At 72.3% G+C, this 19565-nt stretch carries 21 protein-coding genes; 16 read left to right on the top strand and 5 right to left on the bottom strand.

Going from position 1 to position 19565, the window contains the following annotated elements:
- Positions 1 to 39 precede the first annotated feature (39 nt).
- Positions 40 to 1158, bottom strand: coding sequence for a ribosome small subunit-dependent GTPase A (rsgA, locus tag OG444_RS29645; RefSeq protein ID WP_327265056.1), 1119 nt, complete (start codon positions 1156 to 1158; stop codon positions 40 to 42).
- A gap of 269 nt (positions 1159 to 1427) precedes the next feature.
- Positions 1428 to 1958, bottom strand: a complete 531-nt coding sequence (locus tag OG444_RS29640; RefSeq protein WP_327265055.1) for a GNAT family N-acetyltransferase — start codon at positions 1956 to 1958, stop codon at positions 1428 to 1430.
- A 115-nt stretch (positions 1959 to 2073) separates the two neighbouring features.
- Between OG444_RS29640 and OG444_RS29635 the strand changes: the two genes are divergently transcribed.
- The gene (locus OG444_RS29635; protein ID WP_327265054.1) at positions 2074 to 2475 is read left to right on the top strand and encodes a VOC family protein; all 402 of its coding nucleotides are present in this window, start codon (positions 2074 to 2076) and stop codon (positions 2473 to 2475) included.
- Here the strand turns inward: OG444_RS29635 and OG444_RS29630 are convergent.
- Entirely contained in the window at positions 2406 to 3143 is a 738-nt protein-coding gene (locus OG444_RS29630) for an AraC family transcriptional regulator (RefSeq protein WP_327265053.1), read from the bottom strand. The genes OG444_RS29635 and OG444_RS29630 overlap by 70 nt on opposite strands.
- A gap of 123 nt (positions 3144 to 3266) precedes the next feature.
- On the opposite strand from OG444_RS29630, the gene OG444_RS29625 reads away from it, so the two are divergent.
- Complete coding sequence (locus OG444_RS29625; RefSeq protein WP_327265052.1) at positions 3267 to 4097, top strand: class I SAM-dependent methyltransferase; 831 nt, start codon at positions 3267 to 3269, stop codon at positions 4095 to 4097.
- Positions 4098 to 4142: 45 nt separating this feature from the next.
- Here the strand turns inward: OG444_RS29625 and OG444_RS29620 are convergent, their stop codons facing one another.
- Positions 4143 to 5258: a YihY/virulence factor BrkB family protein gene (locus OG444_RS29620; RefSeq protein ID WP_327265051.1), complete on the bottom strand. Its 1116-nt coding sequence runs from the start codon at positions 5256 to 5258 to the stop codon at positions 4143 to 4145.
- 17 nt (positions 5259 to 5275) lie between these two features.
- Between OG444_RS29620 and OG444_RS29615 the strand changes: the two genes are divergently transcribed.
- From OG444_RS29615 to OG444_RS29550, 14 genes are all read left to right on the top strand, one after another.
- Complete coding sequence (locus OG444_RS29615) at positions 5276 to 6919, top strand: acyl-CoA dehydrogenase family protein (protein WP_327265050.1); 1644 nt, start codon at positions 5276 to 5278, stop codon at positions 6917 to 6919.
- Between the two features lie 355 nt (positions 6920 to 7274).
- On the top strand, positions 7275 to 8537 hold the full coding sequence (locus OG444_RS29610; RefSeq protein ID WP_327266972.1) for a GAF domain-containing protein: 1263 nt from the start codon (positions 7275 to 7277) through the stop codon (positions 8535 to 8537).
- Positions 8538 to 8542: 5 nt separating this feature from the next.
- Positions 8543 to 9106 (top strand): GNAT family N-acetyltransferase, encoded by a 564-nt coding sequence (locus tag OG444_RS29605; protein ID WP_327265049.1) that lies wholly within the window; start codon positions 8543 to 8545, stop codon positions 9104 to 9106.
- Between the two features lie 359 nt (positions 9107 to 9465).
- Positions 9466 to 9549: a putative leader peptide gene (locus tag OG444_RS29600; RefSeq protein WP_312847410.1), complete on the top strand. Its 84-nt coding sequence runs from the start codon at positions 9466 to 9468 to the stop codon at positions 9547 to 9549.
- A gap of 215 nt (positions 9550 to 9764) precedes the next feature.
- Entirely contained in the window at positions 9765 to 11471 is a 1707-nt protein-coding gene (locus OG444_RS29595) for a nitrite/sulfite reductase (RefSeq protein WP_327265048.1), read from the top strand.
- The gene (locus tag OG444_RS29590; RefSeq protein ID WP_327265047.1) at positions 11468 to 11647 is read left to right on the top strand and encodes a hypothetical protein; all 180 of its coding nucleotides are present in this window, start codon (positions 11468 to 11470) and stop codon (positions 11645 to 11647) included. The genes OG444_RS29595 and OG444_RS29590 overlap by 4 nt, the downstream gene beginning before the upstream one ends.
- On the top strand, positions 11644 to 12357 hold the full coding sequence (locus OG444_RS29585) for a phosphoadenylyl-sulfate reductase (RefSeq protein ID WP_327265046.1): 714 nt from the start codon (positions 11644 to 11646) through the stop codon (positions 12355 to 12357). The genes OG444_RS29590 and OG444_RS29585 overlap by 4 nt, the downstream gene beginning before the upstream one ends.
- A 35-nt stretch (positions 12358 to 12392) precedes the next feature.
- Positions 12393 to 12938: an adenylyl-sulfate kinase gene (gene cysC / locus OG444_RS29580; RefSeq protein ID WP_327265045.1), complete on the top strand. Its 546-nt coding sequence runs from the start codon at positions 12393 to 12395 to the stop codon at positions 12936 to 12938.
- Positions 12935 to 13876 (top strand): sulfate adenylyltransferase subunit CysD, encoded by a 942-nt coding sequence (gene cysD / locus OG444_RS29575; protein ID WP_327265044.1) that lies wholly within the window; start codon positions 12935 to 12937, stop codon positions 13874 to 13876. The genes cysC and cysD overlap by 4 nt, the downstream gene beginning before the upstream one ends.
- 2 nt (positions 13877 to 13878) lie before the next feature.
- Positions 13879 to 15219 carry a sulfate adenylyltransferase subunit 1 gene (locus tag OG444_RS29570; RefSeq protein ID WP_327265043.1) on the top strand — a complete coding sequence of 447 codons (1341 nt, stop codon included), beginning with the start codon at positions 13879 to 13881 and terminating at the stop codon, positions 15217 to 15219.
- 215 nt (positions 15220 to 15434) lie between these two features.
- Complete coding sequence (locus OG444_RS29565; RefSeq protein WP_327265042.1) at positions 15435 to 16577, top strand: aliphatic sulfonate ABC transporter substrate-binding protein; 1143 nt, start codon at positions 15435 to 15437, stop codon at positions 16575 to 16577.
- A gap of 34 nt (positions 16578 to 16611) precedes the next feature.
- Positions 16612 to 17406: an ABC transporter ATP-binding protein gene (locus OG444_RS29560; protein ID WP_033217807.1), complete on the top strand. Its 795-nt coding sequence runs from the start codon at positions 16612 to 16614 to the stop codon at positions 17404 to 17406.
- Positions 17393 to 18289 (top strand): ABC transporter permease, encoded by an 897-nt coding sequence (locus OG444_RS29555; RefSeq protein ID WP_327265041.1) that lies wholly within the window; start codon positions 17393 to 17395, stop codon positions 18287 to 18289. Before OG444_RS29560 ends, OG444_RS29555 begins: the two co-directional genes overlap by 14 nt.
- Positions 18286 to 19062: a sirohydrochlorin chelatase gene (locus OG444_RS29550; RefSeq protein WP_405792884.1), complete on the top strand. Its 777-nt coding sequence runs from the start codon at positions 18286 to 18288 to the stop codon at positions 19060 to 19062. The genes OG444_RS29555 and OG444_RS29550 overlap by 4 nt, the downstream gene beginning before the upstream one ends.
- A 23-nt stretch (positions 19063 to 19085) precedes the next feature.
- Here OG444_RS29550 and OG444_RS29545 read toward each other — a convergent pair whose 3' ends face one another.
- A complete protein-coding gene (locus OG444_RS29545) occupies positions 19086 to 19550 on the bottom strand; it encodes a hypothetical protein (RefSeq protein ID WP_327265039.1) in 465 nt (154 codons plus the stop codon).
- Between the last annotated feature and the right edge of the window lie 15 nt (positions 19551 to 19565).

The following is a 19565-nucleotide window of genomic DNA, read 5'->3' as shown; positions in this document are numbered from 1 at the left end:
CGATTGAGCCCCGGCCGCCGCCCCTGTCTCCGAAGCGTTTCAGCCCCGGCCGCCGCCCCGCTTGGCGGCGTAGTTGGCACGGCCCTCCGCCGACTTCAGGCGCCAGTCACGGCGGATCTCCGACCGCAGCCGGGCGTCCGTCTTGGCGACGATCCGCTGGTTCTCCCGCAGCAGCTTGCGGTAGCTCTCCAGGCGGCGCTCCGGGAGCTCGCCGGAGTCCAGCGCGGCCAGCACCGCGCAGCCCGGCTCCGCCTCGTGGGCGCAGTCGTGGAAGCGGCAGTTCTCCGCGTACTCCTCGATCTCGGAGAAGACCTGGCCGACTCCGGTCTCGGCGTCCCAGAGGCCGACGCCGCGCAGTCCGGGGGTGTCGATCAGGACGCCGCCGCCCGGCAGGGCGAGCAGGTTGCGCGTGGTGGTCGTGTGACGGCCCTTGCCGTCGACCTCGCGCGCCTCCTGGACCTCCATGACCTCGGCCCCGAGCAGCGCGTTGGCCAGGGTGGACTTGCCGGCGCCCGAAATGCCCAGCAGGACGCTGGTGCCGTCGCCGACGATCGCGGCGAGGACGTCCGTACCCTCGCCCGTGACCGAGGAGACGGTCAGCACCTGGACGCCCGGCGCGGTGGCCTCCACGTCCTGGACCAGGTGTCCGAGCGTCGCCGCGTCCGGGACCAGGTCCGCCTTGGTGAGGACGACCAGTGGCTGCGCGCCCGATTCCCAGGCCAGGGCCAGGAAGCGCTCGATGCGGCCCAGGTCCAGCTCGACGGCGAGGGAGACGGCGATGATGGCGTGGTCGACGTTGGCGGCGAGGATCTGACCCTCGGACCGCTGCGAGGAGGTGGACCGTACGAAGGCGGTCCGGCGCGGGAGGTACGCCTTCACGTAACGCGGGTGGCCGGCCGCCTCGACGGCGGCCCAGTCCCCGGTGCAGATGACCCGGAGCGGGTCGTGCGGGGTGACGAAGGCGGTGTCGGCGCGGACGATGCCGTCCGCGGTCATGACGTCGCACTGGCCGCGGTCGACGCGGACGACCCGGCCGGGCAGGAGGCCCTGCTCGGCGTACGGGGCGAACTCGGCCTCCCACGCGGTGTCCCAGCCGAAGGGGGCGAGGGCGTGCGAGTGCGAGGTCTGCGGGAAGGACGGGAAAGCGGAGAAAGACAAGGGAAACCCTTCACAGGGTGGCCCCGGCCGCGCGCGCTCGCTCAGCGGCGGCGCGCGAAGAAGTGTGAGGTCAGCCGGCGACCACGGAAGTGACATTGATGATCTTCTGAGTGAGGGCAGCGCCCCGAGCAATGACAGTCATCAACGAACTCACCTCCGGGTCCATGCACATGCTGGTCGTTCCCCACCGGTCGGCGGGAACGGCCCCACCGTAACAAGCCCGATCCCGGCGGGGCCACTTCTTTTTCGGGCGGCCTTCGCGCGCCGCGTCAGCCGATCCGGCGGGCCAGTACCTGTCCCGGCCAGGCATCCACCCGGAAGCGCTCGGTGGGGGTGAAGCCGTTGCGCGCGTAAAAGGCGACGAGTTCGCCCCCGCCGCCGGCCCAGCAGTCGACGCGCAGCAGCCCGACGCCGGCCCGCCGGGTCTCCTCGGCGGCGTGCGCCAGCAGCGCCGCCCCGATGCCCTGACCGGCGTGGCGCCGGTCGGAGACCAGCAGCCGGACGTACCGCTCGGGTTCGCCGGCCGGCGCGATCGGTGTCTGCGGGCCGGGGCCGGAGTCCAGCACCAGTGCGCCGACGGGCACGCCGGCCGACTCGGCGATGTACGGGGTGTTCTCGGTCGTGTACCGCTCGACCCGGGCCACCCCGCCGGGCCTCCGCGAGTACGGGGTCGTGCCCCACTGCTCGGTGTTGCCGCGCGCGTTCATCCAGGCGACAGCGCCGTCGAGCATGTCCAGGACGGCCGGCGCGTCGGCGGGTCCGCCCGGCCTGATCCGTATGTCGTGCGTCGTGTCGTTCACGGGGGAAGCCTAGGCGGCGTCGAAGTCCTGCCCGGCCTGTCCGGGAGCGTGACACGGCGCGGCCGGTGTCCGATTCGTTCAAGACGGCCGCCGGGTGTCCGCCTAGCCTGCCGGCATGACTCCTCGACTCGACATGATCGGCATGGTGGTCTCCGACATGGCCGCCTCGCTCGCCTTCTACCGCCGCCTCGGGCTGGACATCCCGGCCGAGGCCGACGGCCTGCCGCACGTGGAGGCCGTCCTGCCCGGGGGCCTGCGGATCGGGTGGGACACGGAGGCCACCGTCCGCTCCTTCGACCCGTCCTGGACACCGCCCGGCGGCGACGGCCGCCGGGACCTGGCCTTCCTGTGCGACTCCCGCGCCGAGGTGGACGCGCTGTACGCCGAACTGACCGGCGCCGGGCACACCGGGCACCTGTTGCCCTGGGACGCCTTCTGGGGCCAGCGCTACGCCGTCGTCCTCGACCCGGACGGCTGCGGGGTCTCGCTCTTCGCCCCGTCGGATCCCGCGGCGTAGGCCCCCAGGGTCGTCCCGGCCAGCGCGCGCACCTCGCGGGCGAGGTGGGCCTGGTCGGCGTACCCGGCGACGCAGGCGACCTCGGCGTACGGCATGCCCGCGCGGGCCAGGGCCAGGGCCCGGCGCAGCCGCAGGATGCGGCCGAGCGTGCGGGGGCCGTACCCGAAGGCGTCGAGCGAGCGCCGGTGCAGCTGCCGCTCGCCGAGACCGACGGCGCGGGCCGTCGCGGCCACCGTCTCCCCCGCGCGGAGCCGGGCCACGACCTCGGCGGCCAGCGGGTCGGGCGGCCCGGCCGCGGCGGCGCGGTCACGGGCCAGCGCTTCGAGTCCCGCGCGCGCGTCCCCGTACCTCTCGACCAGGCCGGACAGCCGGCGCGCCTCGCGGGCCGGCCACAGCTCGGCCGGCTCGACGCGCCGGTCCCGCAGGACGTGCGCCGGTACGCCGAGCAGCGCGGGCGCGGTTCCGGGCGCGAGCCGGATCCCGGCGAAGGAGCCGCCCGGGACCTCGCCGGCCGGATGCGGCCCGGTGTCGGGTCCGGCCACCAGCAGCCGCCCGTCGACCCACAGCAGGTCCATGCAGCCGTCGGGCAGCACCGTCCCGCCGCCGCCCGCGGCGGCCCGCCACAGCACGGCCCCGGGGACCACGGCCGACGGAGTTTCCTCGTACACCCCTCCAGGTTAAGGACCGGGGCCGTCTCTTTCGGATCAGGCCCGGCGCGCCTCGGTGGGCCGGGAGGGCGCCGGTGGAGGATCGGTGGATTCCCTTCCCCCGCCCCGTGAAGAGGTCCGGACGTGAATCTCCCCGACGACGACCCGCCGCCGCGTCCCGAGGATGCGCAGGGCGGCCGCTACGGCGAGGCGGTGTTCCGGCCGGAGCTGGCGGGCGAGGACGACCGCATCGACCTGGGCGCGCTCGCCTACGACGCGTTCACCCTGGCGCGGCTGCGCGCGCTGGGCGCCGGGCCGGGCTGGCGCTGCCTGGACGTGGGCGCGGGAACGGGCACGGTCGCCCGCCTCCTCCTGGACCGGGCCGGGGTCACGGAGGTCCTCGCCGTCGACCGGGACACGGCCTTCCTGAGGGCGCACCCGGCACCCGGGCTCACTCCCCTGGAGGCAGACGTCACCGCGCTGGACTTCAGCCCGGGACGGTTCCAGCTGGTGCACGCCCGGTTCGTCCTGATGCACCTGCGGAACTGGCCGCGGATGATCGGCAAGCTGGCGTCCCTGGTCGCCCCGGGCGGAGTCCTGGTCCTGGGCGACGCGGTCGACCTGACCACCCCGGCCGCGCCCACGACCACGTACGGCCGCGTGATGCGGGCGATGTGGGAGGGGCTTCGGGAGAGCCTGGGCACCGACGTCTCCTGGGTGCCGGACTATCCGCGGCACTTGCGGGAGGCCGGTCTGCTGTCCGTCGGGGCCGAGATCCACGTCCCGCCGCTGCTGCCCGGCAGCCCGATCAGCCGTTTCTGGGCCGGTACGTGGGACCGTGCCCGGGAGCCGATGACCGCCACCGGGCTCGTCGACGACGCGACGATCGACGCGGCGATCCGCTACCTGGACTCGCCGGACTGCGCCGCCCTCTCCCCGGGCATGATCACCGCCTGGGGTGTGAAGGGCCCGTAGGGGCGGCCCCGGGCGGCGGCCCTGCCGCGTCCCCGGATGATGCGCTCAGTGCTTGCGCAGGCGGGAGTGGTAGTCCTCCGGCGGCAGGAACTTCGACCACCGCTCCGGGAACTCGGACGGCATCGCGTCGTCCTCGTCGTCCTCCGACTCGCCCTCGGCCATCGCCCGCCAGGCGGCGGCCCGCGCGATCAGCTGGGCGGCCTCCGCCTCGCGGGCCCGCTCGTTCGCCTCGCGCGCCGCTGCGGTGGCCACGGAGGGCCAGACGCGGTCGATCGCGGCGTTGACGGCGGCGCCGACCAGCACCGCGAAGGCGGAGATGCCGATCCAGAGCAGTACGGCCACGGGCGCGGCCAGCGATCCGTAGATCGTCGGTCCCTCCACGGTGTTGGTGAGGTAGATCCGCAGCAGGAACGAGCCCAGCACCCACATGGCGAGGGCCACCAGCGCCCCGGGCACGTCCTCGATCCACGGCGAGCGCACGGGCACGGACACGTGGTAGAGCGTGGTCAGGAAGGCGATGGACAGCAGGGTCACGGTCGGCCAGTACAGGACCGCGATCACTTCGGTGCCCCAGGGCACCAGCCGTACGACCGCGTCCGGCCCCACCACCATCAGCGGCAGCACGATCGCGCCGATGAGCAGCGCGATGATGTAGAGCAGGAAGGCCAGCAGCCGGGTCTTGACGATGCCGCGGTGGCCGTCGAGCCCGTACATCACCGTGATGGTGTCGATGAAGACGTTCACGGCGCGTGAGCCGGACCAGAGGGCGAAGGCGAAGCCGAGCGAGATCAGGTCCGGGCGGCCGCGGCCGGTGACGTCGTCGAGGAGGGGCCGCGCGATGTCGTTGACGCCCCGGTCGGACAGGACGGTGCCGACCGCCCGCAGGATGTTCTCCTCGATGCTTTCGACCGTACGGGTGTCGGTCCAGCCGTCGACGTAGCCGAGCAGGCCCAGCAGGCCCAGGAAGAGCGGGGGCAGCGAGAGCAGGGTGAAGAACGCCGCTTCCGCCGCGAGCCCGAGGATCCGGTACTCGATGCACGAATTGACGGTGTCCTTCAGCAGCAGCCAGCCCATCTTCCGCTTCGAGACGTTCCGGTAGAGCGCGCGGGCCCGGTGGAGCCGTCCTGGGATCCGCTCGGGTGTTTCTTTTGCTGGCTGCACGTCCTTACGGTATCCGCATGGCAGCCACCACCCACACAGTCAGCAACCAGGCCCCGCCCCTGGTGGGGTACGACGTCTACGGCGGCGATCGGGCCCTCAGCGAGGGCGTCGAGCGTCACCTCGCATCCGCCGGTCCCGAACTCCTCGGCGAGGTAAGGGAGGAGCTCACCGGACTCGGTCGCGCGGCGGGTTCCGCACAGGCCCAGGAATGGGGTGTGCAGTCGAACGAGAATCCGCCGAAGCTGCGGACGCACGACCGGTACGGGAACCGGATCGACGAGGTGGAGTTCCACCCGGCCTGGCACCGGCTGCTCGGGCACGCCGTGACCTCCGGGCTGACCGACGCCTGGGGGCGTCCGGCCGGGCACCTGCGCCGGGCCGCCGGTTTCTTCATCTGGTCCCAGGCGGAGGCGGGGCACGGCTGCCCGATCTCGATGACGCACGCCGCCGTGCCGGCGCTGCGCGCCGATCCGGTGCTCGCGGCCGAATGGGAGCCGCGGCTGACCTCGCACGTGTACGAGCAGGGGTTGCGGCCGGCCGCCGAGAAGGGCGGTGTGCTCTTCGGCATGGGGATGACGGAGAAGCAGGGAGGCAGCGACGTACGGGCGAACACGACGGCCGCGGTGCCGCTGGACGCGTCCGGTGAGTACCTGCTGACCGGCCACAAGTGGTTCTGCTCGGCGCCGATGAGCGACGGCTTCCTGGTGCTGGCGCAGGCTCCGGGGGGACTGACGTGTTTCCTGGTGCCGCGGGTGCTGCCGGACGGTACGCGCAATGTCTTCGCCATCCAGCGGCTGAAGGACAAGCTGGGCAACAAGTCGAACGCGTCGAGCGAGGTGGAGTTCGACGGGACCTGGGCGCGGCGGGTCGGTGAGGAGGGCCGCGGGGTGCGGACCATCATCGAGATGGTCGCGGCGACCCGGCTGGACTGTGTCATCGGCTCGGCCTCGCTGATGCGGCAGGCCCTGACGCAGGCGGTGCACCACACGGAGCACCGCTCCGCTTTCGGAGCGCCGCTCATCGACCAGCCGTTGATGCGCAACGTGCTCGCCGACCTCGCACTGGAGTCGGAGGCGGCGACCGTGCTGACCCTGCGGCTGGCGGCCGCGTACGACGCCGGGACCGAGCAGGAGAAGGCCTTCCTGCGCCTGGCCGTGCCCGCCGCCAAGTACTGGGTGACCAAGCGCTGTACGCCGATGGTGGCGGAGGCCCTGGAATGTCTGGGCGGCAACGGCTACGTAGAGGAGTCGGGGCTGCCGAGACTGCTGCGCGAGTCCCCGCTGAACTCCATCTGGGAGGGCTCGGGCAACGTGCAGGCGCTGGACGTACTGCGCGCCCTCCAGCGGGAGCCGCAGGCGCTGAACGCCTTCCTGCAGGAGGTCGGCCTGGCCCGCGGCGGCGACCACCGGCTGGATTCGGCCGTCAAGGACCTGCTGACGGATCTCGCCGATCTGGAGGGCATCGAGGCACGGGCCCGCCGCGTGGTCGAGCGGATGGCGCTCGTGCTCCAGGGATCGCTGCTGGTGCGGTGGGCCCCGCCGGAGGTCGCGGACGCCTTCTGCGCCTCGCGGCTGGGCGGCGACTGGGGTACGGCCTTCGGCACGCTGCCGCACACTCTGGACCTGCGCGCGGTGGTGGAACGGGCGCGGATCGCGGGCTGAGAGGAAGCCCCCGTCGGGCTCCGCCGCGGTCCCCAAACCGCTCCCAGCCGGGATCCGGGCCCATCACCGGTACAGGGGTGGCGCCGCGCCGACTCGGCACCACCCCTGATCCGAAGCCCCGAGGAGGAGCCGGCACGCCGCTCTGCGGCGTCCGGACAGTTTCGGTCGGCCGACCGGGACTTGGCGAGAGTTGCATACCGTTGCAACCTTTGACTCGGCAGCCGTCCGTCGGGGTGCCGGGGGAACGGCATGCGCAGGCCGCCCGGGCGGCCTGCGTCGTACGTCCTGTTCGCACGGGGAGGTTCCGGTGGCCGACACCACAGGCAGCACGGTCGATGTCGCACGCATCTCGGCCATGGACGCGCGGGCGGCGGCGCGTCTGCTCAAGGGGGTGCGGGCGGCGGCACTGGCCGGGGACCGCCCGCCGGCCGCGCCCAGGCCGGAGATCGCGGAGTCCTGGCGCCGGATGCTGGCGGGCGGGGTGCACCCGGACCGGGACGCGCGCTCGCGGATGCTGTCGGCCGCCGAGACGGAGGAGCGGCGGCACGTGTCGCCGCTGCGGGAGATCCTGCCGGTGTTGCGCGAGGGGCTGCTGCCCGCCCTGGACGAGGCCCTGCACATCATGGTCGTCGCGGACGCGGACGGGCGGCTGCTGTGGCGGGAGGGCCACGCGTCCATCCTGCGCAAGGCGGACCGGCTCGGCTTCGCGGTCGGCGCCGACTGGGACGAGGCGGTCGTCGGCACCAACGGGGTGGGCACCGCCCTGGTGGCCCGGCGGCCGGTGCAGGTGTTCTCGGCCGAGCACTTCGTCTCCAGCCACCACGACTGGACCTGCGCCGGGGCGCCCGTACGGGACCCGCGGGACGGGCGGCTGCTGGGCGTGGTCGACGTCAGCGGGCCGCTGGCCACCATGCACCCGGCGACGCTGGCGTGGGTGAGCTCGGTGGCCCGCCTCGCGGAGCGGGAGCTGCGGCTGCGGCACCTGGAGTCGCTGGAGCTGCTGCGGGCGGTGGCGTCCCCGCTGCTGGCCCGGCTGCCCGGGCGGGCCCTGGCCGTGGACCCGAACGGCTGGACGGCGGCGGTGACGGGCCTGGCCCCGACGGAACGGATCCCGCTGCCGAAGACCTTCGGGCCCGGCCGGGTGTGGGTGCCGCAGCTCGGGGAGTGCGTGGTGGAGGCGCTGCCCGGCGGCTGGCTGGTGCGCGTCGCGCAGGACCGTCACAGTACGGCGGCGACCCGGATCGTCCTGGACCTCAGCCGGGCCGGCTGCTGGTCGGCGACGGTGTACGGGCCTTCCGGGAGCTGGTCGCAGGAGCTGAGCCCGCGCCACGCGGAGCTGCTGTTCCTGCTGGCGGAGAGCCCGCGGGGGCGCTCGGCGGCGGAGCTGAGCGCGGAGCTGTTCGGGGATCCGACGCGCACGGTGACGGTCCGGGCCGAGCTGTCCCGCGTACGCCGCCACCTCGCGGGGGTCCTCACGCACCGGCCGTACCGCTTCGCGCAGGACGTGGAGGTGGAGCTGATCCGCCCCCAGGACCCGGCCGCGCTGCTCCCGCACTCCACCGCCCCCGCGGTGATCAGGGCCCGCCTGGGCCGGACGGTTCCCGGCATGATTCCCTGAGCTGCATGAGCACCATCACTCTCACCACCTGGTCGCTGGAGATGACCTCTCCGGCGGACCTCGTCCCGGCGGTCCCGGCCGGCCCGGAGATCTCCGTCGTCCGGGCGGAGGTCCCCTCTCCCGAGTTCAGCCGCTTCCTGTACGCGTCGGTGGGCGGCGACATCCACTGGACGGACCGGCTGTCGCTGACCCGTGCGCAGTGGGTGGAGCAGCTGGCCCGGCCGGGGGTGGAGACCTGGGTGGCGTACGACCGGGGCACGCCGGCCGGGTACGTGGAACTCGATCCGCAGGACGACGGTGTGGTGGAGATCATGTACTTCGGTCTCCTCCCGGACTTCCGCGGGCGCCGCATCGGCGGGCACCTGCTGTCGGTGGGCGTCGCCCGGGCCTGGTCCCTCGCGGAGAGGTGGCCCGACCGGGAGCCGACCCGGCGGGTGTGGGTGCACACGTGCAGCCAGGACGGTCCGACGGCGATGAGCAACTACGAGCGGCGCGGCTTCAAGGTCTTCAGGACCGAGACGGAACAGAAGGAAGAGACCCCGACCCCCGGCCCGTGGCCGGGCGCGTAGCCCTTCCTGGGGCGGGCCCCAGCCCCCCCGTGGCCGGGCCCGTAGCCCCTCCTGGGCCGGTCGGTCGGGCCCGCCGAGTGCGGGCGCCGCTGCGGGGCTTCGACCAGAACCCCCGCCCCCGGGCCACCGCCCCGGACCCCCGCTCCCCTCGCCCCGGAGCGGCTGGAATCACGCCCCGCCGTCGTTCGGGGCGCCGTGTCCGGGGCCCGGCCCCGGGTGGCGGCCCGGGGCCGGACCGAGGTCGGCCCGGCCGGCTTCGACAGGTGACCCCCGTCACGTTGTCCCAACATGCGGGACGACTTCGTCCGTATCGTGGACAGTAGTGGACTCCTCCAATCGGCACATGACACGCTTCCGCCATGAATGGAGCTGGAATTGCCTTGGTGAGTCGGCGGCACGTCGACCTCGGCCGCATGTCCAGCGCCATCTGTCCGGCCCGCTGACGGAACCAGCCACGCCGCACATCGCCGTCGTCCCCGCTGCCGCGGACGCGCCGATCACCCGCTAGCCCCCTGAGGCCGTAGTACCGCCCTGCTCGCCGGCAACCCCGGCGCGGAGCGGTAATCAGCCACACCCGCTCGGAGCCGCCGAGCCCGCAGGGGAGCGCCGCCGCCTTCCCCTGCCCTTGCCTCGAGCCGCCGAAGAAGGACGTACCGCCATGGCCGCCACCCCCGAAACGCCCGCAGCCGCACCCGCAGCCGCCGCGCGCCGCAAGACCGGCCGTCACCGCGGTGAGGGCCAGTGGGCCGTCGGACACCACACACCCCTCAACGGCAACGAGCAGTTCAAGAAGGACGACGACGGTCTCAACGTGCGGACACGCATTGAGACGATCTACTCCAAGCGCGGCTTCGACTCGATCGACCCCAACGACCTGCGCGGCCGCATGCGCTGGTGGGGCCTCTACACCCAGCGCAAGCCCGGGATCGACGGCGGCAAGACCGCGATCCTGGAGCCGGAGGAGCTGGACGACGAGTACTTCATGCTGCGCGTCCGCATCGACGGCGGCCGGCTGACCACCGAGCAGCTCCGCGTGATCGGCGAGATCTCCGAGGAGTTCGCGCGCGGCACCGCCGACCTCACCGACCGCCAGAACGTGCAGTACCACTGGATCCGGATCGAGGACGTCCCGGAGATCTGGCGCCGGCTGGAGGCCGTCGGCCTCTCGACCACCGAGGCCTGCGGTGACACGCCCCGCGTCATCCTCGGTTCGCCCGTCGCCGGCATCGCGCTGGACGAGATCATCGACGGCACCCCCGCGATCGACGAGATCTACCGCCGCATCGTGGGCAACAAGGACTTCTCCAACCTGCCCCGCAAGTTCAAGTCCGCGATCTCCGGCTCGCCGCTGCTCGACGTGGCGCACGAGATCAACGACATCGCGTTCGTGGGCGTGAACCACCCCGAGCACGGTCCCGGCTTCGACGTCTGGGTCGGCGGCGGTCTGTCCACCAACCCCAAGCTGGGTGTGCGCCTGGGCACCTGGGTCTCGCTCGACGAGGTCCCGGACGTCTACGAGGGCGTCATCTCGATCTTCCGCGACTACGGCTACCGCCGGCTGCGCAACCGCGCCCGCCTGAAGTTCCTCGTCGCCGACTGGGGCCCGGCCAAGTTCCGCCAGGTCCTGGAGGACGAGTACCTGCAGCGCAAGCTGACCGACGGCCCCGCGCCGGCGCAGCCGAGCGGCCAGTGGCGCGACCACGTCGGTGTCCACCAGCAGCAGGACGGCAAGTTCTACGTCGGCTTCGCGCCCCGCGTGGGCCGCGTGGACGGCGCCACCCTGACCAAGATCGCGGACGTGGCGGCCCAGCACGGCTCCGGCCGGCTGCGCACCACCGCCGAGCAGAAGATGATCGTGCTCGACATCGAGGCCGACCGGGTCGACTCGGTGGTCGAGGCGCTGGAGGCGCTGGACCTGCGGGTCAAGCCGTCCCCGTTCCGCCGCGGCACGATGGCCTGCACCGGCATCGAGTTCTGCAAGCTGGCGATCGTCGAGACCAAGGCGCGCGGCGCCTCGCTGATCGACGAACTGGAGCGCCGTCTGCCGGACTTCGCCGAGCCGCTCACGATCAACATCAACGGCTGCCCGAACGCCTGCGCCCGTATCCAGGTGGCGGACATCGGTCTCAAGGGCCAGCTGGTCCTGGACGACGACGGCAACCAGGTGGAGGGCTACCAGGTCCACCTGGGCGGCGCCCTCGGCCTGGAGGCCGGCTTCGGCCGCAAGGTCCGCGGCCTGAAGGTCACCTCGGCCGGTCTGCCCGACTACGTCGAGCGGGTCGTCAAGCACTACGAGGAGCAGCGCGAGGACGGCGAGCGCTTCGCGGCGTGGGTCGCCCGCGCGGACGAGAAGAGCCTCTCGTGAGCGAGCGCGCCGCACCGTTCTACTGCCCGTACTGCGGCGACGAGGACCTGTTTCCCAACGAGACGGGCCACGGCGCGTGGGAATGCAGGGCCTGCAACCGAGCCTTCCAGCTGAAGTACCTCGGGCTGCTGGCCCGGGGCGTTCAGTCGGATTCAGCGGGAGGGGACCGGATATGACCACCACTCAAGACGTGCGTCTCAGCGCCGAGGAACTGAAGGAGCTGGCCGAGCGGGCGGGCCGGGACCTGGAGGACGCCTCCGCGCCGGACATCCTGCGCTGGGCGGCCGACACCTTCGGCAAGCGGTTCGCCGTGACCTCCTCCATGGAGGACGCGGTCGTCGCGCACCTGGCCTCCCGGGTGTTCCCCGGTGTGGACGTGGTGTTCCTCGACACGGGCTACCACTTCGAGGAGACCATCGGCACCCGTGATGCCGTGGAAGCGGTGATGAACGTCAACGTCATCACCCTGACCCCGCGGCAGAGCGTCGCCGAGCAGGACGCCGAGTACGGCCCGAAGCTGCACGACCGGGACCCCGACCTGTGCTGCGCGCTGCGCAAGGTCAAGCCGCTCGAAGAGGGCCTGACCGCGTACGCCGCCTGGGCGACGGGCCTGCGCCGCGACGAGTCCCCGACCCGGGCCAACACCCCGGTCGTCGGCTGGGACGAGAAGCGGCAGAAGGTCAAGGTCTCCCCGATCGCGCGCTGGACCCAGGACGACGTGGACGCGTACGTCGCCGAGCACGGCGTGCTCACCAACCCGCTGCTGATGGACGGTTACGCCTCCGTCGGATGCGCCCCCTGCACCCGGCGCGTCGCCGAGGGCGAGGACGCGCGGGCCGGCCGCTGGGCCGGGCGGGGAAAGACCGAGTGCGGACTGCACGGCTGATGACGGACAGCACAGAACCTACGGAGACGAACCAGATGAGCGTGAGCGACCAGGGCGCCACCGTGTGGCTGACCGGGCTGCCCAGCGCGGGCAAGACCACGATCGCCTACGCGCTGGCCGAGCGGCTGCGCGCCGAGGGCCACCGCGTGGAGGTGCTCGACGGGGACGAGATCCGCGAGTTCCTCTCCGCCGGCCTGGGCTTCACCCGCGAGGACCGGCACACCAACGTGCAGCGGATCGGCTTCGTCGCCGAGCTGCTCGCGAGCAACGGCGTCAAGGCGCTGGTGCCGGTGATCGCACCGTTCGCGGACAGCCGTGAGGCCGTCCGCAAGCGGCACGGCGCCGAGGGCACCTCCTACCTGGAGGTCCACGTGGCCACCCCGGTCGAGGTGTGCTCGGAGCGCGACGTGAAGGGCCTGTACGCCAAGCAGGCAGCGGGCGAGATCTCCGGACTGACCGGCGTCGACGACCCGTACGAGGCCCCGGAGTCCCCGGACCTGCGTATCGAGTCGCACACGCAGACCGTGCAGGAGTCGGCTTCGGCCCTGCACGCGCTGCTCACCGAGAGGGGTCTGGCATGACCACGGCCGCACACCTGCACACCGATTCCGGCTCCGACGCCCCGTACGCGCTGTCGCACCTCGACGCGCTGGAGTCCGAGGCGGTGCACATCTTCCGCGAGGTGGCGGGCGAGTTCGAGAAGCCGGTGATCCTCTTCTCCGGCGGCAAGGACTCCATCGTCATGCTGCACCTGGCGCTGAAGGCGTTCGCACCGGCGCCGGTGCCCTTCACGCTGCTGCACGTCGACACGGGGCACAACTTCCCCGAGGTGCTGGAGTACCGCGACCGCACGGTCGCCGAGCACGGCCTGCGCCTGCACGTGGCCTCCGTCCAGGAGTACATCGACTCCGGCAAGCTGCGCGAGCGCCCGGACGGCACCCGCAACCCGCTCCAGACCGTCCCGCTGACGGAGGCGATCCAGAGCCTGAAGTTCGACGCGGTCTTCGGCGGCGGGCGGCGCGACGAGGAGAAGGCCCGCGCCAAGGAGCGCGTCTTCTCCCTGCGCGACGAGTTCTCCCAGTGGGACCCCCGCCGTCAGCGCCCCGAGCTGTGGCAGCTCTACAACGGCCGCCACGCCCCCGGCGAGCACGTGCGGGTCTTCCCGCTCTCCAACTGGACCGAGCTGGACGTCTGGCAGTACATCGCCCGCGAGGGCATCGAGCTGCCCGAGATCTACTTCGCCCACGAGCGCGAGGTGTTCCTGCGCAACGGGATGTGGCTGACGGCCGGCGAGTGGGGCGGCCCGAAGGAGGGCGAGACGCCCGAGAAGCGGCTCATCCGCTACCGCACCGTCGGCGACATGTCCTGCACCGGCGCGGTGGACTCCGACGCCACCACGCTCGACGCCGTGATCGCCGAGATCGCCGTCTCCCGGCTCACCGAGCGGGGCGCGACCCGCGCCGACGACAAGATGTCCGAGGCCGCGATGGAAGACCGCAAGCGCGAAGGGTACTTCTAGAAATGACCAGCACCACCGAGCAGTTCGCCGATGTGTCGGCGACCACGCTGCTGCGCTTCGCGACCGCCGGTTCCGTCGACGACGGCAAGTCCACCCTGGTGGGCCGGCTGCTGCACGACTCCAAGTCGGTCCTGACCGACCAGATGGAGGCCGTGGAGGCCGTCTCCGCCCAGCGCGGCCAGGAGGCCCCCGACCTCGCGCTGCTCACCGACGGCCTGCGGGCCGAGCGGGAGCAGGGCATCACCATCGACGTCGCGTACCGCTACTTCGCCACCGCGCGCCGTCGGTTCATCCTCGCGGACACCCCCGGGCACGTGCAGTACACCCGGAACATGGTCACCGGCGCGTCCACCGCCGACCTGGCCGTGGTCCTGGTCGACGCCCGCAACGGTGTCATCGAGCAGACCCGCCGGCACGCGGCCGTCGCCGCGCTGCTGCGCGTCCCGCACGTGGTCCTGGCCGTGAACAAGATGGACCTGGTCGGCTACCAGGAGTCGGTCTTCGCGGCGATCGCCGAGGAGTTCACGGCGTACGCCTCCGACCTGGGTGTCCCGGAGATCACCGCGATCCCGATCTCGGCCCTGGCCGGGGACAACGTGGTGGACGCCTCCGCCAACATGGACTGGTACGGCGGCCCGACGGTACTGGAGCACCTGGAGACCGTCCCGGTCAGCCACGACCTCACGGCCTGCCCGGCGCGCTTCCCGGTGCAGTACGTGATCCGTCCGCAGTCCGCCGAGCACCCCGACTACCGCGGCTACGCGGGCCAGATCGCCTCCGGCGTGCTGCGCGTCGGCGAGGCCGTGACCGTGCTGCCCTCGGGCCGCACCAGTGTCATCGCGGGCATCGACGCGCTCGGTGAGAGCGTCGACATCGCCTGGGCCCCGCAGTCGGTGACGGTGCGTCTGACGGACGACATCGACATCTCGCGCGGCGACCTGATCGCGCCGTCCGCGAGCGCCCCGGCCACCACGCAGGACGTGGAGGCGACGGTGTGCCACGTGGCGGACCAGCCGCTGGCCGTCGGCGCCCGGGTGCTGATCAAGCACACGACGCGCACGGTCAAGGCGATCGTCAAGGAGATCCCCTCGCGGCTGACCCTGGACGACCTGTCCCAGCACCCGAACCCCGGGCAGCTGGTGGCCAACGACATCGGCCGCGTGGTCGTCCGCACCGCCGAGCCGCTCGCGCTCGACGCGTACGCCGACTCGCGCCGCACCGGGTCCTTCCTGCTGATCGACCCGGCCGACGGCACCACCCTGGCGGCGGGCATGGCCGGCGAGTCCTTCGCCTCCAAGGCCGAGACCACCGTCCAGGCGGACGAGGAAGGTTGGGACTTCTAACTTATGATTTCCGACATCTATTCGACCTTCGCGAAGGAGGGCGGCCGCGTAGGCAGCGGTGCCCTCGGCAGCGGCCAGGGAGGGGTTGCGCGATGTGCGCGATGACGTACGCGCACCGCATGCGCGCCCTCACCCCCCACGAGCCGTACCCGCCATCGCTCCACAAACGAAGACGTGCGTCATGAGATGACGCCGTCACGAGAGGAAGCCCTCCCGTGCCTGCCACCGCCACCACCCGTCGGACCCGTACCAACCGCTCCACCCTCCGCCGCAGCGTCGTCGCCGCTGCCGCGCTGCCGCTCCTGATCGGTGCGCTCGCCTCCTGCGGCTACGGCTCCGAGGCCAAGAAGGACGAGCCGAAGGCCGCGGACAGCGCCGACTCCGGCAAGAAGCTCTCCGCCGCCGAGGTCCGCATCGGGTACTTCCCCAACCTGACGCACGCCACCGCGCTGGTCGGCCTCCAGGAAGGCCTGATCGAGAAGGAACTGAACGGCACCAAGATCAAGCCGCAGTCCTTCAACGCCGGCCCGTCCGAGATCGAAGCCCTCAACGGCGGCTCTCTCGACATCGGGTTCATCGGCCCCTCGCCCTCGATCAACGGCTACGTCAAGTCCAAGGGCTCCAACCTGCGCATCATCTCCGGTTCCGCCTCGGGCGGCGTCAAGCTCGTCGTGAACCCGGACAAGATCAAGACCCTGGACGACCTCAAGGGCAAGAAGATCGCCACCCCGCAGAAGGGGAACACGCAGGACGTCGCGTTCCTCAACTGGATCGGTACCAAGGGCTGGACGGTCGACCCGGAGTCCGGCAAGGGTGACGTCTCCGTCGTCCGTACGGACAACAAGGTCACCCCGGACGCCTTCAAGCAGGGCTCGATCGACGGCGCCTGGGTGCCGGAGCCCACGGCCTCCAAGCTCGTCTCCGACGGCGGCTCCGTCCTCCTCGACGAGACCGCTCTGTGGCCCGACAAGAAGTTCGTGATCACGAACATCATCGTGTCGCAGAAGTTCCTCAAGGAGCACCCGGACGTGGTCGAGGCGGTCCTCAAGGGCACCGTGAAGACCAACGAGTGGATCAACGCCAACCCGGACAAGGCGAAGGCCTCCGCGAACGCGAAGCTCGAGGCGGAGGGCGGCAAGCCGCTCGACGCGAAGGTCATCGACCCGGCATGGCCGAGCATCGCGATCACCGACGACCCGCTGGCCGCGACGCTGAAGACGCAGTCGGAGTGGGCGGTCAAGGCCAAGCTCATCGAGCAGCCCGACCTCGCCGGCATCTACGACCTGACGCTCCTGAACAAGGTGCTGAAGGCCGCCGGCAAGCCCGAGGTCTCCGACGCCGGTCTCGGCGCCAAGTAACCCCGCAACCCAGCAATCCCAGGAGGTGACGACCATGGCCACCACGCTTGCCAAGGCTGCCGAGGGCTCTGCCCTGGAGCAGACGCACGCTGCCCGCATCGAGCACGTATCGAAGTCCTTCTCCGGCCCGGCCGGATCGCAGCTCGTCCTGGACGACATCAGTCTCGATGTCGCTCCCGGAGAGTTCGTCACCATCCTGGGTGCCTCGGGGTGCGGTAAGTCCACGCTGCTGAACCTGGTCGCGGGTCTGGACAAGCCGTCCGCGGGGTCCATCGAGACCCCCGGCGGCCGTCCGGCCCTGATGTTCCAGGAGCACGCCCTCTTCCCGTGGCTGACCGCGGGCAAGAACATCGAACTCGCCCTGCGTCTGCGCGGGGTGGCCAAGGCCGAGCGCCGCCCGGAGGCCGAGCGGCTGCTGGAGCTGGTCCGGCTCGGCGGCTCGTACGGCAAGCGCGTGCACGAGCTGTCCGGCGGCATGCGCCAGCGCGTGGCCCTGGCCCGGGCGCTCGCCCAGGACAGCCGGCTGCTGCTGATGGACGAGCCGTTCGCCGCGCTCGACGCCATCACCCGGGACGTGCTGCACGGCGAGCTGACCCGCATCTGGGCCGAGACCGGACTGTCCGTCCTCTTCGTCACCCACAACGTGCGCGAGGCCGTCCGCCTCGCCCAGCGCGTGGTCCTGCTCTCCTCCCGGCCCGGCCGGGTCGCGAAGGAATGGACCGTGGACATCCCGCAGCCGCGCCGCATCGAGGACGCGGACGTCGCGGAACTGTCCCTCGAGATCACTGAACACCTGCGTGGGGAGATCCGCCGCCATGGCCAGCACTGACACCACCTCGAAGGCCACGGGCAAGAACGACGACCTGGCCGGCCTGGAGGCGGGCCTCGACGCGCTCGACGCGGTCCAGACCCACCGCACCCCGATCCGCGAGATCCTCGTCAAGAAGGTCTTCCCGCCGGTCCTGGCCGTGAGCCTGGTGCTCCTGGTCTGGCAGGTCCTCGTCTCGGCGGGGGTCACCGAGGAGACCAAGCTGCCCGCGCTGTCCGCGGTCTGGCACAGCCTGTCCGACATGTGGCTCAAGGGCACGCTGCTGGAGGTCATCTGGACCAGCGTCTCCCGCGGCCTGCTCGGCTTCCTGCTGGCCCTGGCCATCGGCACGCCGCTCGGCCTGCTCGTCGCCCGGGTGAAGTTCGTCCGGGCCGCGATCGGCCCGATCCTGCAGGGCCTGCAGTCGCTGCCGTCGGTGGCCTGGGTGCCGCCGGCCGTCCTGTGGTTCGGCCTGAACGACGCGATGATGTTCACGGTGATCCTGCTGGGCGCCGTCCCGTCCATCGCCAACGGCCTCGTCTCCGGCATCGACCAGATCCCGCCGCTGTACCTGCGCGCCGGGCGCACTCTGGGAGCCACCGGTCTGCGCGGGGCCCGGCACATCGTCATGCCGGCCGCGCTGCCCGGCTACCTGGCCGGCCTGAAGCAGGGCTGGGCCTTCTCCTGGCGCTCGCTGATGGCCGCCGAGATCATCGCCTCCTCGCCGGACCTGGGCCTGGGCCTGGGCCAGTTGCTGGAGAACGGCCGCAACAACATCGACCTGCCGGGCGTGTTCCTCGCGATCATCCTGATCCTCGTGGTCGGCATCGCCATCGACCTGCTGATCTTCAGCCCGGTCGAGCGGTGGGTGCTGCGCAGCCGCGGCCTGCTGGCGAAGAGCTGATCGCCGTGTCCCGCACACTCCTGGTCATCGCCCACGGCAGCCGCGATCCGCGGCACGCCGCGACCGTGCACGCCCTCACCGGGCGGGTACGGGCGCTGCGGCCGGGGCTGCGCGTGGAGACGGCCTTCCTCGACTTCAACACCCCGACGGTGGGCCAGGCCCTGTCCTCGCTCTACCTCTCCGGCGTGCGGGAGGTCGTGGCGCTCCCGCTGCTGCTGACCCGCGCCTTCCACGCGAAGTCCGACATCCCGGCGGCGCTCGCCGAGTCGGCCTCGCGCCTGCCCGGGCTGTCGGTGCGGGTGGCGGACGTCCTCGGACCGTCCCCGCTCCTGCTGACCGCCCTCGAGCGCCGGCTCGCCGAAGCCGGCCTCACCCCGGCGGACCGTGCCACCACCGCGGTGGTGCTCGCGTCCGCCGGCTCCACGGACCCGGAGGCGATCGCAGTGATCGCTGAAACCGCGCGGGAGTGGCGGCACACCGGTTGGTGCGCCGTGCGGCCTGCGTTCGCCTCCGGAGCTTCTCCCGCAGGGGTCCCCCGTACCGAGGACGCCGTACGGGCCCTGCGCGCCGAGGGCTTCGAGCGGGTGGCGGTGGCCCCGTACGTCATCGCCCCGGGCCGGCTCCCGGACCGCATCGCGGCCGGCGCCGCGGCCGGGGGCGCGGACGTCGTCGCCGGCGTCCTGGGCGCGGCCCCGGAACTGGCCCGGCTGCTGCTGCGCCGCTTCGACGCGGCGGCCACGGCCCCCGCCCGGCTGCCCGCCCTGACGGCGTAGCCTCCGGCACCGCCGGACAGGACCTAGGAACTCGCCGGGCCGTCCTCGTCGGTGAGGAAGTGGACGTGCCGCAGCTCGGCGGGTGCCCGGGGGCCGAGACCCAGGAGGTCGTCGTCGTCCCGGACCGCTCGCCAGAACTCCTCTTCGGTCGCCGCGGTCCCGAGGACCGTCCACGGGACGCCGTACTCCGTCGGCGCCACCCACACCCCGAACTGCCGTCGCCCCGGCCCGTGGAGGTCCTCCCCGACCGGTACGTCCTGCATCTCGGCGACCAGGGCCGCCGTGTGCGGGTGCGGGCACCGGGGCCGCAGGTGCTCGCGCTCCCATCCGGTACGGAGCCGCTCCGTCGCCTCGTCGGCGACGGCGTCGGCGGCGTCCAGCGCCCCCTGGAAGGCGTTCGGGGCGGCGGGCCGGACGACCCGCACCAGCAGCCCGTGCCCGCACGGCCGGTACTCGAAGAGCCTGAAGACATCGATCTGTGAACCCACCGGGCCATTGTGCCG

The organism is Streptomyces sp. NBC_01232 (assembly GCF_035989885.1).
In the GTDB taxonomy this organism is placed as follows: domain Bacteria; phylum Actinomycetota; class Actinomycetes; order Streptomycetales; family Streptomycetaceae; genus Streptomyces.
This window is presented reverse-complemented; position numbering and strand designations above follow the sequence as displayed.

Bases quoted from the DNA above. Each gene is read 5' to 3' on its own strand.
- OG444_RS29635 (WP_327265054.1), top strand. From the start codon at position 2,074: ATGACTCCTCGACTCGACATGATCGGCATGGTGGTCTCCGACATGGCC.
- OG444_RS29615 (WP_327265050.1), top strand. From the start codon at position 5,276: ATGGCAGCCACCACCCACACAGTCAGCAACCAGGCCCCGCCCCTGGTG.
- OG444_RS29610 (WP_327266972.1), top strand. From the start codon at position 7,275: ATGGACGCGCGGGCGGCGGCGCGTCTGCTCAAGGGGGTGCGGGCGGCG.
- OG444_RS29605 (WP_327265049.1), top strand. From the start codon at position 8,543: ATGAGCACCATCACTCTCACCACCTGGTCGCTGGAGATGACCTCTCCG.
- OG444_RS29600 (WP_312847410.1), top strand. From the start codon at position 9,466: ATGAATGGAGCTGGAATTGCCTTGGTGAGTCGGCGGCACGTCGACCTC.
- OG444_RS29595 (WP_327265048.1), top strand. From the start codon at position 9,765: ATGGCCGCCACCCCCGAAACGCCCGCAGCCGCACCCGCAGCCGCCGCG.
- OG444_RS29585 (WP_327265046.1), top strand. From the start codon at position 11,644: ATGACCACCACTCAAGACGTGCGTCTCAGCGCCGAGGAACTGAAGGAG.
- cysC (WP_327265045.1), top strand. From the start codon at position 12,393: ATGAGCGTGAGCGACCAGGGCGCCACCGTGTGGCTGACCGGGCTGCCC.
- cysD (WP_327265044.1), top strand. From the start codon at position 12,935: ATGACCACGGCCGCACACCTGCACACCGATTCCGGCTCCGACGCCCCG.
- OG444_RS29570 (WP_327265043.1), top strand. From the start codon at position 13,879: ATGACCAGCACCACCGAGCAGTTCGCCGATGTGTCGGCGACCACGCTG.
- OG444_RS29560 (WP_033217807.1), top strand. From the start codon at position 16,612: ATGGCCACCACGCTTGCCAAGGCTGCCGAGGGCTCTGCCCTGGAGCAG.
- OG444_RS29555 (WP_327265041.1), top strand. From the start codon at position 17,393: ATGGCCAGCACTGACACCACCTCGAAGGCCACGGGCAAGAACGACGAC.